The 15,361-nt window shown below is 33.2% G+C and carries 8 protein-coding genes; 6 read left to right on the forward strand and 2 right to left on the reverse strand.

The window, feature by feature from the left end; translation table 11 throughout:
- Positions 1-44: 44 nt before the first annotated feature.
- Positions 45-6,218: an HYR domain-containing protein gene (locus CLU82_RS11190; RefSeq protein WP_100843173.1), complete on the forward strand. Its 6,174-nt coding sequence runs from the start codon at positions 45-47 to the stop codon at positions 6,216-6,218.
- Between the two features lie 4 nt (positions 6,219-6,222).
- Positions 6,223-7,143 carry a type IX secretion system membrane protein PorP/SprF gene (locus CLU82_RS11195; RefSeq protein WP_100843174.1) on the forward strand — a complete coding sequence of 307 codons (921 nt, stop codon included), beginning with the start codon at positions 6,223-6,225 and terminating at the stop codon, positions 7,141-7,143.
- A 13-nt stretch (positions 7,144-7,156) separates the two neighbouring features.
- Here the strand turns inward: CLU82_RS11195 and CLU82_RS11200 are convergent, their stop codons facing one another.
- Positions 7,157-7,798, reverse strand: coding sequence for a response regulator transcription factor (locus CLU82_RS11200; RefSeq protein ID WP_100843175.1), 642 nt, complete (start codon positions 7,796-7,798; stop codon positions 7,157-7,159).
- A 7-nt stretch (positions 7,799-7,805) separates the two neighbouring features.
- Entirely contained in the window at positions 7,806-9,944 is a 2,139-nt protein-coding gene (locus CLU82_RS11205; protein WP_100843176.1) for a tetratricopeptide repeat-containing sensor histidine kinase, read from the reverse strand.
- A 356-nt stretch (positions 9,945-10,300) separates the two neighbouring features.
- On the opposite strand from CLU82_RS11205, the gene CLU82_RS11210 reads away from it, so the two are divergent.
- The 4 genes from CLU82_RS11210 to CLU82_RS11225 all read left to right on the forward strand — a co-directional run bounded on the left by CLU82_RS11210 (position 10,301) and on the right by CLU82_RS11225 (position 15,272).
- Entirely contained in the window at positions 10,301-11,278 is a 978-nt protein-coding gene (locus CLU82_RS11210) for a pyruvate dehydrogenase complex E1 component subunit beta (RefSeq protein WP_100843177.1), read from the forward strand.
- A 66-nt stretch (positions 11,279-11,344) separates the two neighbouring features.
- Positions 11,345-13,843, forward strand: coding sequence for a DUF5686 and carboxypeptidase-like regulatory domain-containing protein (locus tag CLU82_RS11215; RefSeq protein ID WP_100843178.1), 2,499 nt, complete (start codon positions 11,345-11,347; stop codon positions 13,841-13,843).
- A 183-nt stretch (positions 13,844-14,026) separates the two neighbouring features.
- Positions 14,027-14,629, forward strand: a complete 603-nt coding sequence (locus CLU82_RS11220; RefSeq protein WP_100843179.1) for a DNA-3-methyladenine glycosylase — start codon at positions 14,027-14,029, stop codon at positions 14,627-14,629.
- A 112-nt stretch (positions 14,630-14,741) separates the two neighbouring features.
- Positions 14,742-15,272: an inorganic diphosphatase gene (locus tag CLU82_RS11225; protein WP_100843180.1), complete on the forward strand. Its 531-nt coding sequence runs from the start codon at positions 14,742-14,744 to the stop codon at positions 15,270-15,272.
- Positions 15,273-15,361 lie beyond the last annotated feature (89 nt).

A 15,361-nucleotide genomic window follows, 5' to 3' on the forward strand; every position in this document is an offset into this window, starting at 1 on the left:
GTTTTGATGCTTAATAATAAATGTAAAAATCAAAAAATTACATAATGATAAAGTATGCTCCTTTCAATCATAGAAAACAAATAGTTCAAGTAATTATAACATTTTGTTTAATTACTGTAAGTGCTTCTTCTTATAGTCAGAGCGGTTGTCTTGAGGTTCCAAAATCCATTCTAAACGGTACAAATGGTTTTTCTGTAGAAGGAAAAACAGCAAACGATGACTTAGGTGATGCAACTCAAAGTGCAGGTGACATCAATGGTGATGGTATTGCCGATATTATGATTGGTGCACCAGGAGTTGATTTTGGAGGACTGACCGATGTGGGTGAAATTTATGTGATTTTTGGAGGGACTGGTATTTCAGCAAGCACTTTTGATGTTACTACTCTAAATGGGACTAATGGTTTTGTAATTAGAGGAACTGTTCAGGATGAAAGATTGGGAGAAATGATAAGCACCGCTGGCGATTTTAATCATGATGGTGTTGATGATATTATTGTTGGGGACAATTTTAACCTAAATGGGCAAGGCACTGCTTTTATTTTTTATGGATCCAAAATGGGATTTTTACCAGTATATGATAAAACAACTCTAAATACTACTAATAGTGTCGTTATTACAGTTGATAATTTTACATATACTAAAGTTCGTGATGTGAGTTACGCAGGAGATATCAATAATGATGGTGTTGCTGATGTAATTATTAATATGTATGGAAATGATAAAGCAAATTACTATGTTGTTTTTGGACAATCGGGTATTAGCAATTTAAGTACTTCAGCTCTTGATGGAGTTAATGGATTTTATATTTTGGGTTTTACACAAATTTGGTCTGGACAAGAATCTACAGGAAGTAATGCAGGGGATATCAATAATGATGGAATTGATGATTTGGTTTTAGGATTGCCTGCTTATAACGAAGCAGGAGATGGTTATGCGGGAAGAGTCGTGGTATTATTTGGTAAAACATCTGGTTTTCCTGCTTTATTACAGATGGATAATATGTCGGCATCTGATGGATTTATAATTACAAACTCGGGATCTTATAGCCGTATGGGAAAATCGGTTGCAGCAGCAGGAGATTTTAATAATGATGGAATTGATGATATTATTATTGGTGCGTCAGGGAAAAAAGTTAATAATTTGCAAAATGCAGGAGAGGTTTATATTGTTTTTGGAAGAAGCACTACTTTTCCATTTACTTTTTCTGTTTCCAGTTTAACGGCTGCAACAGGGATTACTATACAAAGTAAAAGTGCTTATAGTAATTTTGGACAAGTTGTAAATGGATTAAAAGATGTAAATAATGATGGTAAGAATGATGTTATTATTGCTGCCCCAAACGGTGGAGGAAAAGCTAATAATGGTGTAGTATATGTAGTTTTTGGCAGTTCAATCCCCACGGCTACTATAGCTCAAGATATGATTTATGGTACAGTGGGTTATCAGGTTTATAATGATGTAAATTATTCTAGTGATTCTAATTTTGGAAATGATGCTGCCGGCATTGGTGATTTTAATAATGATGGAATCAATGATTTTATTGTTGGGTCTATTGGTAAATCTTCTTATTATTATAAAAAAGGTAATGCGTATATTTTTTATGGAGAAAAATTAGATCGAATTGATTCCGAAAAACCGAACATAACTTGTCCAACGGGACAAATGTTGTATGCAAATTCGACCTTACCCAATTATATTTCGTTTTTACCAACTGTAACTGATAATTGTACCGATAACATGGATTTGGTTTTTACACAAACCCCACCTCAAGGTAGTCTTTTTACTTCAGATACGAATGTAACCATAACAGTTACTGATAAATCAGGGAACACAAATTCCTGTTCATTTTTGGTAAAACTAAAAACAAATATCGCAGATATTAATTGTAGTACTTATTCTACTTCTGTACAAGATTTAAATGGAAGCAATGGTTTTACAATTTATGGAGAGAAAACAACTCGTGAGGCTGGTTCAAGTGTAAATACAGCTGGTGATATAAATGGAGATGGAATTACTGATTTTATAATAGGTGCTCCTGGAAATTACAGTCCATGGTATGGTCAATATCAAAACGAATATCGAATTATTAAAGGAGCTGCTTATTTAGTTTATGGTACTTCGGCTGGTTTTCCTCCTAATATTGATTTAGGATTCTTGAATGGAACAAATGGTTTTGCTATTCGTAACGATAATATAGCAGATAATTTCCCTGTAACAGGATATGATGTAGGAAGTGCGGGAGATATCAATGGGGATGGAATAGGAGATTTTATGATTAGTGATCCTTATCGACATTCTCCTTATGGATCAGAAGTGGGGCATACTTATATTGTTTTCGGAAAAACAACTGGTTTTCCATCTGAATTGCTATTATCTACGTTAGATGGAACCAATGGATTTTCATTAATTGGAACAGAAAATTACGGAGATGCGGGGATTAGTATTGATACAATTGGTGATATAAATGGTGATGGAATACAAGATATAGCTGCAATTACTGGTGGCTCTGGAGCAGGAAATGGAAAATGTTTTATAATATATGGATCTCATTCGGGATTTCCTGCAGTATTACGAACCAATCAACTAAATGGAACCAATGGTTTTACAGTAGAAGGTGATGCTACAATTGGCATCATAGGAAATTCTGTTTCAGGTTTAGGAGATATCAATGGTGATGGAATTTCGGATTTTGCAATGGGAAGTTACAACGGAACAGGCCAAGTACACAAATTTGTTATTTATGGACGTTTATCTAACTTTCCATTGACTTTAAATGTTTCAACTCTAAATGGTGCTAATGGATTTATTGTTGAAAATACAGCAGCTCCTTTGAATGCTTATCTTGGGGTGTCAAAAGTTGGAGATATTAATGGAGATGGATATAATGACATAGCTATTGTTAAGGATTATATACTTTTTGGAGGACCAACGATTCCTGCGAAAATGGATTTAAAAAATTTGGATGGTACCAATGGTTTTAAATTAACCGACGTTAGTTATGGAAATGTATTTGGTTCAGCGGGTGATTTTAATGACGATGGATTTGATGATTATGTTTTTCAGAACAGTACTGATTTTTATATTTTATTTGGAAAAAACAGTTGGACTCCAACGGTTAAAGTTAGTTGGCTCACCGCCAAGGATGGTCTGATGGTGCTCACTTCATCATCAAGTGATTATTCTGTAAATAATGCAGGAGATGTAAATAAAGATGGAATAAGCGATTTGATTATCGGTAATAGTTTTGATTCGTACGGCAGTAATTTAAAAGTTAATACTTCACCAGGATTTGCTTATGTTCTTTTTGGAAAGAAAATTACAGATACCGAAAAGCCTGTAATTACGAATTGCCCAACCAATAAAGCATTAAATATTGGTGATGCTATTCCAGATTATAAAACAGCTATTACAGTTACCGATAATTGTGACGATAATCCTGTAGTTACTCAAAGCCCTGTTGCAGGAACTATTTATACAGGAGGTACACAGTCTTTAACTCTTACCGCCACGGATGCCAAATCCAATTTTGCAACTTGCACTTTTAATATTGTGAGTACTGTCGATACCGAGTCTCCTGCAATCACGTGTATGCCAGATCAACAACTCAGCTGCGGAAGCTTAGTTCCTGATTATTTAGCGTTGCTAACCGTTACCGATAATATAGATACTAGTATTGATGTATATCAATCTCCTGGAGCTGGTTCGAAGTTTTATAATGGAATGGAAATTAAATTCACAGCAAAGGATGATGCAGGAAATGAATCAGAGTGTAAAATTAAAATTACAGCAACTGGGCCCGATACAGAGCCGCCAACATTTAATTGTCCAACTGGGCTTACATTAAATTGCGGAGATGTTCTACCAAATTATGCCGAAGACTCAATGATGAATCTGGCAGATAATTGTAGTGCCAACCTACATTACGTTATGACACCTCCTCCGGGGACTAAATTCTATGATGGTATATCAGTTCATATTGATTATTCTGATGTATCTGGAAATACAGATGGATGTACTTTTGTAGTTCATTCAGCAACAGTTGATAGTGCAAAACCTGTTATCTCTTGTATTGGAGACCAAACTTTAACATGTGGTAGTGTTTTGCCAGATTACACCCCATTAATCACAGCAACTGATAATTGCGATGCTTCGCCAACAATCACTCAAAGTCCTATAGCGGGAAGTCCATTTGTGGCAGGAATGACAGTAACAATAACTGTTAAAGACGTTTCAAATAATACAGAAGTGTGTAGTTTTTTGGTTAATGCTTCCGCAGATGTAACCAAACCAGTCATCACATGTATTGGCAATCAAACATTAAGTTGTGAAGGAATACTTCCAGATTACACCCCACTAATCACAGTTTCTGATAATTGTGATGCTTCGCCGACAATCACTCAAAATCCAATTGCTGGAAGTCCTTTTATCGCAGGAATGACAGTAACAATCACTGCTAAAGACGCTTCAAATAATACAGAAGTGTGTAGTTTTTTAGTTAATGCTTCCGCAGATGTTACCAAACCAGTTATCAGTTGTATAGGCAATCAAACATTAAATTGTGGAGCAAATCTTCCTGATTACACCCCATTAATCACAGCTACTGATAATTGTGATGCTTCACCATCAATCACGCAAAGCCCAATTGCGGGAAGTCCTTTTATCGCAGGAATGATGGTAACAATGACTGCTAAAGACGTTTCTAATAATACAGAAGTATGTAGTTTTTTGGTTAATGCTTCCGCAGATGTTGCCAAACCAGTTATCATTTGTATTGGCAATCAAACATTAAGTTGTGGAGCAACGCTTCCAGATTATACAGGATTAATAGTAGCCACCGATAATTGTGATGCTTCACCATCAATCACGCAAAGCCCAATTGCGGGAAGTCCTTTTATCTCAGGAATGACAGTAACAATGACAGCTAAAGACATTTCGGATAATACAGAAGTATGTAGTTTTTTAGTTAACGCTTCCGCAGATATTGCCAAACCTGTTATCATTTGTATTGGCAATCAAACATTAAGTTGTGGAGCAACTCTTCCAGATTATACAGCATTAATAGTAGCCACTGATAATTGTGATGCTTCGCCAACAATAACTCAAAGCCCAATTGCGGGTAGCCCTTTTGTAGTAGGAATGACAGTAACAATTACTGCTAAAGACGTTTCGAATAATACAGAAGTGTGTAGTTTTTTGGTTAACGCTTCCGTTGATGTAATTAAACCAGTTGTGATTTGTTCTGGAAATAAAAGTTTAGTTTTAGGATCGGTACTTGCTGATTATACTGCTACAGTTACAGTTAGTGATAATTGTGATGATTCACCTGTGGTTACTCAAAGTCCAATAGCAGGAAGTCCTTTTGTTAACGGAATGACAGTTGTTATTTCGGCAAAGGATGTTTCTGGTAATATAGGCTCTTGTTCTTTTGTTGTAAATGAAATTGTAGATACAGAACTCCCTAAATTAATTTGTTTGTCTGACCAAAATTTACCTTGCTCGACAACAAAAATCCCCGACTATACAAAACTAGTAACGGTTTCAGATAATCTGGACTCAAATCCAATTGTTACACAAAATCCTGTGGAAGGAAGTCCTTTTATAGCTGGAATGACAGTAACAATGACAGTAACAGATGCAAGTGGGAATAATGCAAAATGCAGTTTCAAATTATTTGAAAGTTCAGTTTCAGTAAATGCGGGTAGCGATATTTATATACAAGAAGGGGAAGAAGTCTCCCTCCAAGCTGTTGCAACAGGTACTGGAAGTTTTAATTGGAGCCCTACAACAGGACTGAATAACTCATCAATTAGTAATCCAATCGCAAATCCATTGGAAACCACTAGATATACTGTGATTTTCAAAGACAATGAGGGCTGTTCTGCAGAAAATTCTATTACCATTTACGTTGATCCAATACAAAAAGACGATACGAAATATGGTTTTTCACCAGACAATGATGGAATAAATGATTTTTGGTTTATTGATACGATTGATCAATTTCCAAAAAATGAAGTTTCGATTTTTAACAGATGGGGAGACTTAGTTTTTCAAATAGAAGGATATAATAACACTACTAATGTTTTTACAGGTGTTGCCAATAGGAAACGAAATTTTGGTGCCGATATACTTCCAGAAGGAACTTACTTTTTTGAAATAAAAACCGAAGCAACATCACATTTAAAAAAATACAAGGGTTTCCTTGTTTTAAAACGATAATTTAATGAATAAGAATTATTTTAAGCTAATCATTTTGATTGCTTTTGCGATGGTACCAAATAATGCTCAAAGCCAGCAAACACCAATTTTTACAAACTATAACTATAACACAGTCGTTCTTAATCCAGCCCACGCAGGATATTATGAAGATGCTGATATTACATTAATCAGTACAGGTAATTTTTATAATATTGAAGGAGGAGCAAGAGATACCCAATTGACAGTGAATACACCTTTGAGATCCAAACATGTGGGACTTGCTGCGGGGATATCCAGAGATCAGATTGGAGTTTCCAGTGTGACTAGTTTTTTTGGAGCCTATTCGTATAAGATTTTTTTTGATGAAGAGTATGGTCGAGGAAGATGGTGGGCATACGACCCTAACATTATTTCTTTTGGAATTACTGCTGGAGCTTCTATATATGATGAAAATTTATTGGAATTAGGAATTGAAAATGATCCTAATTTTCAGGAAAATATTCATACAATGGTGCCCAATATTGGAGTTGGTTTGTTGTATAATAAAGATCATATTTATATAGGTCTTTCAGCACCTAATTTATTTGGTTCTTCGTTGTCTTCTGAGAAGAATTTAAATATAAAAAGCAATTATTATGGGTATATGGGCTATCGTTTTTTTACCAATCAATTTGAAGAGGTGATGATTAATCCTAGTACTTTGGTAAAATATGTGCCAGGAGCTCCGCTACAAGTCGATTTGAATTTAATGCTAAATTACAAAAACACTGTTGAGGTTGGTGTTGGTTATAGAACCAGTAATGCAGTGAATTTTTTGGCGGGTTTTTATTTGTTTGATCATTGGAGACTAATGTATTCATATAATTACTCATTAGAGGATCATAGCATTAATAACACGCATAGTTTGGTACTGAATTATCGACTTGGAAAAGGGTTTGAAAGATAATATGTAATTTGGATTAATCTAGTAGTCCATATTCAATGGCATATTTTACTAATCCTGCCGTGTTTTTTACATTTAGTTTCGAAATTAAATTACGGCGATGAGTGTTAACTGTGTTGAGACTGATAAATGTTTTTTCAGCAATTTCACTACCCGTAAATTCTTGAGCAATGAGAATCAGAATTTCTTTTTCTCTGCTGCTTAATTCGGTGATGAAAAAAGTATTGTTTTTTATTTTTGAATTGTTATCATCATTTTTATCTAAGACTTCTTTGCAAAAATAAGTTTCTCCTTTTTTTATCGTATGTATCGCATGAAGGAGTTCTTGTTTTTCGGCATTTTTTAGTAAATAACCATCAGCTCCCATCCGAATGAGTTTGGCAATTATTTGGATATTACTATGAGTGCTTACAATCAATATTTTGATCGAAGGATATTTTTGTTTTATTATTTTGGTCACTTCGATTCCATCCATCTCAGGCATGCTTATATCCAGTAATATAATGTCAGGAATAGCATTTTCCATTATTTTAAATACTGCATTACCATTTTCTGCTTTCCCTAAAATGGTTATATTTTCTTCGTTTTCTAATAATGAAACAATACCCTGAAGAAACATAGTATGGTCATCGGCTATAATGATTTTGATTTTTTCCATGTTTTGTTTAGGATTTAAAAGGTGATTTAGTCAAAGGAATTTCAATGTTTATGATGGTTCCGCGTCTTAACATGGAGTCAATTTGCATAGAACCAGAAATTGTATTCAACCGGCTATTTATATTTTTGAAACCAATTCCGTGGGATTTCTTGTAAGAATCAAAACCAATTCCGTTGTCCTCAAATAAAATATTGAGATTATTTTCTATACAGTTCAGTTGTAGTTCAATAGTTGTTGCCTTGGCATGTTTGAGTGTATTGGTTACTAGCTCCTGAATGATTTTGTAAATTTCCATCTGTAAGCTTTCTGCAATCAAGTCAATTTGTGTTCTTGGGTAAGCGACAAAGGAAGTTTTTAGGTCGTTTATTCCAGCTAAATTTTTTTGATATTCTTCTAGAAGATTACAGAAATTATTTTGACTAAATTTTTCAGGAATCAAATTATGGGATAAATCCCGAACTTGTTGATAGGTTTCGTCCAATTGTTTTTGGATGATTTGAATAGCATCTGGTTTGCTTGCAACGGTGTTGAGTTGTAGTTTTATGGCAGCAAGATTACCGCCAATGCTGTCGTGTAGTTCTTTAGCAATTTTTGATCTGGCTTTGTCTTGACCCTTTACGGCAGCTTTTATTAATTTTAATTCTTGATCTTTTACGAGAGTAATTATTTTTTGTTCGCTAATTTCTTTTTCGTTTTGGTTTAATAATCGTTGAGTTTTTAGCCTTTGATAGTACAAAAAGAGTAAAGCAATAATTGGAATTAAAAGTATTGAAAATGCGATAAGAGTTATTTTTTTAGTCTCTTTTTGCCAATTGATTTCAGCAGTTTTTAATAATTGGTCTTTTTTTAGCGAGGTAATTTCACTAGCTTTTTTTTGAGAAATATTATTTAAGTTTAGTATTTTATTTTCGTTTTTCTTTTGGTTAATCTCTTTTTGCAGATTTAAGAAAGCAAGTGCTTCTTCGTTGTTTTTTAGCTCTAATATTTTGGCTTTGTTTTCAACTTGCAGTACTTTTATTTCTTTCTCATTTTGCCATGTTTTGTATTTTACTTCCAGTTCATTGATTTCTTTGTCTTTTTGGAGATGAGCAATAGAATCCTTTATTTTGGAGGATTTGTTAGTAAATAGGTATGCGTTTTTATAATCGTTTTGAGTTATAAAAATGTCTTTTAAATTGTCGTATATTTCGTTTTGTTCATGTAGGTATCCTAATTTTTCGGCATCATTTAAGGCGCTTGAAAAAATGATTTTAGCATCTTCTTGCTTTTTTAAATCCAAAAATATTTTTCCTAAATTAAGTCGAGCTGTTATTGCTATTTGAGGTAATTCACCTTTATCTGCCAATTTGATGGCTTCTTGATATAAAAGGGTTGCATCATTTAATTTTTTTTGAGATTGGTAATTGGAGGCAAGACCTATAGCAATCACGGATTTCCCTTGTATATTATTAGTTTTTTCGCATAATACCTTAGCCTTGTTGAAATAAGAATTAGATTTATCGTACTCTTTCAAGGAGCTGTAAATGTCACCAATATTGATATAACTGCCTAGTATTATTTCTTCTCCTTGTTTGTATTCAAGGCATTGTTTGAACAGTTTGAGCGCATTTTTATAATCACCAAGATCACTATAGGTTAAGGCAAGTCCGTGTACGTGAGTGTAATACAAATCAGTTTCATTGAATTTTTGAGAAGTCTCAATTCCTTTGATATGCCATTTTTTGCTTTCTTCTAATAATCCTCTTTTTTTATTGTTAATAGCTAGTAAATTATAGCTCAATGAATATGTTCGATAACGAAGAGAATCATTACTATTGGTATTAGATTTTAAAACTTGGTTAGTATAATAAAGAGAAGAATCTATTAAAGAGCGTTTGTTAAAATAGTAAGCCAAAAGCAAATTAATGTTGACTAAATTGAGTTTTGATTTATGGTTTTTTAATAATTGATGAGTAATTTTATAAGCCTTTTTGTCTTCGCCTTTGTTAAAGAGTATAAAGGCACCGTCTATTGATTTTTTCTCTTGGAGTTCAAAAGCCGAAATTTTAGGAATTGGATTTTGTTTAGGATCTATTTTTTGTGCATTCAAAACACAACAAAGACCTAGGAAATGTATGTAAATAAAATTCTTTAACAATTGAGGCATAAGCAAATGTATTCATTTTTTATTTTAAAGAAAAAGGCAATGTTGTTGGAAATAGTGAATTTTGTGCTAGCAAATGATTTTTTGAACAAAATAAATAGTAATTGTTTTAATAGTTGAAAGGATGTTTTATTTTGAAGAAAAAAAAATGTCTTTTGTATAATCGATTTTATAGACAAATAGTAGAGGAATCCTTTATGTGGTGGCTTTGGCTACATAAAGATATAGCGAATAGCTGGAAATAGCTTCTAAAAAAAAACAATAGTATAAAACCTTATTATTTTAAAGAGATTTATGCTTTTAAGTAATTTAAAATAATTATTTTTGCGTTTCTTAAATTACACACAGACTATATAAATATGAGAACGATACAATTTAGAGAGGCCATTTGTGAAGCAATGAGCGAAGAAATGCGTCGCGATGAGTCCATATACTTAATGGGTGAAGAGGTTGCAGAATATAATGGTGCTTACAAAGCATCTAAAGGAATGCTAGCTGAATTTGGTGAAAAAAGAGTAATCGATACACCAATTGCAGAACTTGGTTTTACTGGAATTGCAGTTGGATCTGCAATGAACGGTTGTCGCCCGATAGTTGAGTACATGACTTTCAACTTTTGTTTGGTTGGTATTGATCAAATTATTAATAACGCTGCCAAAATGCGTCAGATGACTGGTGGACAGTTTAACGTTCCTATCGTTTTCCGTGGACCAACTGCTTCAGCTGGACAATTGGGAGCTACTCACTCTCAAGCTATCGAGAACTGGTTTGCAAATACTCCAGGACTAAAAGTGATAGTTCCATCAAATGTTTATGATGCCAAAGGTTTATTGAAATCGGCTATTCGTGATAATGACCCAGTTATTTTCATGGAATCAGAGCAAATGTATGGTGATAAAGGTGAAGTTCCAGATGGTGAATATACTATTCCAATTGGTGTTGCAGATATCAAAAGAGAAGGAACTGATGTAACTATCGTTTCATTTGGAAAAATTATTAAAGAGGCTTATATCGCAGCCGATGAATTGGCAAAAGAAGGTATTTCATGTGAGATTATCGACTTAAGAACGGTTCGTCCAATGGATAATGCAGCGATTTTAACATCTGTTAAAAAAACAAATAGATTAGTAATTCTTGAAGAGGCTTGGCCTTTTGCAAGTGTATCTTCGGAGATTGCTTACCTTGTTCAAGAGCAAGCGTTTGATTTTCTTGATGCACCAATTCAACGTATTACAACAGCAGATACTCCAGCACCATATTCTCCAGTATTGCTGAAAGAATGGTTGCCAAATGCTGCCGATGTTGTGAAAGCGGTTAAGAAAGTTTTATACAAATAATTTTGAATATTACTATTTAAAAAGCTTCATCAATTATAATTTTGATGAAGCTTTTTTTTATATATCATGAAAAAAATATTAGCAGTTATCGTATTAATTTTTATTGCAACCAGCTCTATTTTTGGTCAAACAAAAGTGAGTGGTATTATTGTAGATAAACTCAAGCAGCCTGTTCCTTATGCGAATGTTGTTTTCAAAAATTCGAGCACTGGTACTGTGACTAATGAAGATGGAAGATTTTATATGGAATCTCCAAATACTTATACCACATTGCTAATTACATCGGTTGGTTTTGCTGATAAAGAGATTACACTTACCAAAACGGTTAATTACAATTTTACTATTGAATTAAGTGAACAGCAAGCTTTGAAAGAGGTAGTGATTTTTGCAGGCAAAACCTCCAAGAAGAACAATCCAGCACTCGATATATTACGAAAAATCTGGGAGAAAAAGCGTAAAAATGGATTGTATCAATTTGATCAATATCAAATGGAAAAATATGAGAAAGTGGAGTTTGATATCAATTCCATTGACAGTGCCTATAGAAAACAAAAGATTTTTAAAGGTATGGAATTTATTTTTGACCACGTAGATACTTCTAAAGTAACGGGAAAAACGTATTTGCCTATTTTTATTAATGAGGCATTGCTTGATGTGTACGGTGACAACAAAATACCAAAAGTAAAAGAAATTACGAAAGCTAATAAAACTTCAGGGTTTGAGGGAAATCAGCAAATTTTATCATTCATAAAAGATTTATATTCAGATTATAATATCTACAATAATTATATTGCTTTATTTGATAAAAGTTTTACGAGTCCACTTTCTAAAACGGGAATTGATGTATATAATTATGTGCTAAAAGACAGTGCTTTTGTCGACAAAAAATGGTGTTACAATATTGTTTTTTATCCAAGACGAAAAAATGAATTGACTTTCAAAGGGGATTTTTGGGTAAATGATACCACATTTGCTATAAAAAAAATCAATATGGCCGTTACCAAAAGTGCCAATATTAACTGGGTAAAAGATATTTATGTAGAACAGGAATTTGAGGTTTTAAGTGATTCTGTTTTTCTTTTAACCAAAGATTATTTGATGTCTGATTTTGCTTTTAATAAAAAAGAAAAATCAAAAGGGGTTTATGGTAAGCGAACAACGTATTATCAAAACCACAAATTCAATATTGAAAAACCTGAAAAATTCTATAAAGAAGAAGTCAATTTTGTAGATAATGAAATATATAAGAAAAGCGATGAATATTGGGAAGAGAATCGTTTTGAGAAGTTAACCAAAGACGAGCAAGGTGTTTATAAAATGCTCGATACCCTACAGACAGTTAATGCATTTAAGCAAATCACAAGTTTGGTAACTATGCTGGCGAGCGGTTATGTCAATTATGGTAATTTTGATTTTGGACCTATTTTTTCCACTTTTGGTTATAATGAAGTTGAAGGTTTCAAAGCTCGACTTGGAGCGAGAACCTATTTTGGTCCAAATGACCCTTGGCGTGTGCAAGCTTTTACCGCTTATGGATTTAAAGATCAAAAGTTTAAATATGGTTTTGCTGGAAAATGGATGATTGACAAGAAAAACCGAATTATTATTTCTGGAGGAAACAGGCGTGATATCGAGCAACTAGGATCTCAATTGACAACAACTAATGATATTTTAGCTAGAAATTATGGTTCATCGGCCTTTTTTACTACAGGATCCAATGGAAAATTAACCAATATAGGCTTGACCAACGCCTACATTGCCATAGAGCCTGTAAAAAACCTAACATTTCAAACTGGAGTGTCTTATAAAACACTAGAATCAGCATCGCCTGTCTTTAGTTTAGATTATTATACCACTTTACCGACGATTGCAAACCCGGAGGGAGTTGTAAAAAGCACTACAACTCAATCTGAATTTAATATCCAAGCGGAGTATACGCCAAATAGAAGAACAATTGCTTATGGTGTTGAAAGAAGTATAGCCAACAGTCCTTATTCGACTTTTTTTGTTAATTACAGCCAAGGATATAAGGGAGTTATGAATAGCGATTTTAATTACAGAAAACTTGAAATTTACTATAAGCAGCCTATTATTATAGGGCCTTTGGGTCGTACCAATTTAATTTTTGAACTCGGAAAAACTTTTGGAACTGTTCCTCTTGGATTAATGAGTATTGTACCTGGAAATCAGACTTTTTTCACCATCGAGAACACTTTTAGTAATCTTAACTATTACGAATTTGTAACAGATACCTATGCAACTATGCAATGGTATCATGATTTTAATGGAAGGTTGTTTGCCAGAATTCCATTTTTACGAAAACTCAATTGGAGAGAGATTATAGGAGTAAAAGGCGTATACGGAACTGTTAGTGATGACAATAAGGCTATAAATGCTTCTGGCTTAACATATACAGCACCAGAGAATGTATACTGGGAATACAATGCAGGAATAGGGAATATTTTCAAAATATTGCGTGTAGATTTCTCTTGGCGAGGTGGTTATCTTGATGTGCCAAATGCGAATAAATTTGCAGTAAAAGCATCAATTGGGTTCTATTTTTAGGAGCTATTTCCAGCTTTCACTACAATTTCTTGTCAAAACACTTTATTTTCAATTGTCCAAAAGGAGCTTCCGTTGGTCGCTCTTTTGGTCAAGAAAATAATAGTATTTTATTCTGCAAAATTTCCGCTACATCTGGGCTAGGGTATCAGGGATTAATGAAAATTTGAACTAAAAAATCAAACCATGCAACAAGCAATTGATTATCTTTTTCAAAAAGAAACTATATTCAAGGATATTATAGATATCTATGGATTACCTACAATTCCCCGGAGACCTCAAGGATTCGAAACATTAGTATTGTTAATTTTAGAGCAACAAGTTTCCATAGATTCTGCCAAAGCTACTTTTTTAAAAATAAAAGCAGAACATACTACATTCAAACCCGAAGTATTGATTACCGTTTCTGATGAAGAATACAGAGCCTTTGGTGTAAGCAGGCAAAAAACTACTTATATAAAAGCATTGTCATCTGCTATTGTAAATGAAGAAATAGATTTGGATAGTTTACCACAAAAATCGGCTCAGCAAGTACGCGAAGAGCTTATCAAAATTAAGGGAATAGGCAATTGGACAATTGATATTTACTTGATGTTTTGTTTACAAGAACCCGATTTATTGCCTCTGGGCGATGTAGCTGTAGTCAATACTATAAAAGAATTACTAAATATTCATGATAAGGCCATTATGGAAACTCACACTATTAATTGGAGTCCATATCGATCTTATGCTACATTTTTGCTGTGGCATTATTATTTAAAAAAGCGTAAAAGAACCATAGTCTATTAAAAATTACAATTAACAGAAACTTTATAGTCATATATTGTCTTTTTTTATTGTAAAAAAGTATTGTTTGATTACTTTTGCAATCGTTAATAAATTAAGAAAAGATAAAAGAATAATGACTGCAGACAAATTAAAAACTTTTGATGTATTAATTGAAATACCAAGAGGAAGTAGAAATAAATACGAGTACGATTTTGAAATAAAAAGAATGCGTTTTGATAGAATGTTATTTTCTTCAATGATGTATCCTGCTGATTATGGATTCATTCCAGAAACTTTAGCATTAGATGGTGATCCATTAGATGTTTTGGTTTTGATAAACGAGCCAACTTTTCCTGGTTGTGTAATGGAAGTGAAACCTATTGGAGTTTTCCACATGGCTGATGACAAAGGACCAGATGAAAAAATTATCTGTGTACCAGTTTCAGATCCAATTTGGAATTCGTTAGAAAACTTATCTGATATTAATCCACACTTATTGAAAGAAATTGAACATTTCTTCCAAGTTTACAAAGATCTTGAAAACAAACAAGTAGATGTAGAAGGTTGGGGAGATTTGAGTGAAGCATTTGCTATTATCGAAGAATGTACGCAACGTTTTAATGATATTCCAAATAAACCAGAGGGATTATTTAGTATTAAATAATTTTTACCCTCATATTTTGTAAAAAAAGCAACACTCCGTTAAGAGTGTTGCTTTTTTCGTTAAATTGCTATCGATTACATTTTTTTTAT

Source organism: Flavobacterium sp. 5 (genome assembly GCF_002813295.1).
Lineage (GTDB): Bacteria > Bacteroidota > Bacteroidia > Flavobacteriales > Flavobacteriaceae > Flavobacterium.

What these genes read in the sequence shown, in the direction of transcription:
- CLU82_RS11200 (WP_100843175.1), bottom strand. Translation starts at nt 7,798, where the DNA reads ATGGAAAAAATCAAAATCATTATAGCCGATGACCATACTATGTTTCTT.
- CLU82_RS11225 (WP_100843180.1), top strand. Translation starts at nt 14,742, where the DNA reads ATGACTGCAGACAAATTAAAAACTTTTGATGTATTAATTGAAATACCA.
- CLU82_RS11195 (WP_100843174.1), top strand. Translation starts at nt 6,223, where the DNA reads ATGAATAAGAATTATTTTAAGCTAATCATTTTGATTGCTTTTGCGATG.
- CLU82_RS11190 (WP_100843173.1), top strand. Translation starts at nt 45, where the DNA reads ATGATAAAGTATGCTCCTTTCAATCATAGAAAACAAATAGTTCAAGTA.
- CLU82_RS11205 (WP_100843176.1), bottom strand. Translation starts at nt 9,944, where the DNA reads ATGCCTCAATTGTTAAAGAATTTTATTTACATACATTTCCTAGGTCTT.
- CLU82_RS11215 (WP_100843178.1), top strand. Translation starts at nt 11,345, where the DNA reads ATGAAAAAAATATTAGCAGTTATCGTATTAATTTTTATTGCAACCAGC.
- CLU82_RS11210 (WP_100843177.1), top strand. Translation starts at nt 10,301, where the DNA reads ATGAGAACGATACAATTTAGAGAGGCCATTTGTGAAGCAATGAGCGAA.
- CLU82_RS11220 (WP_100843179.1), top strand. Translation starts at nt 14,027, where the DNA reads ATGCAACAAGCAATTGATTATCTTTTTCAAAAAGAAACTATATTCAAG.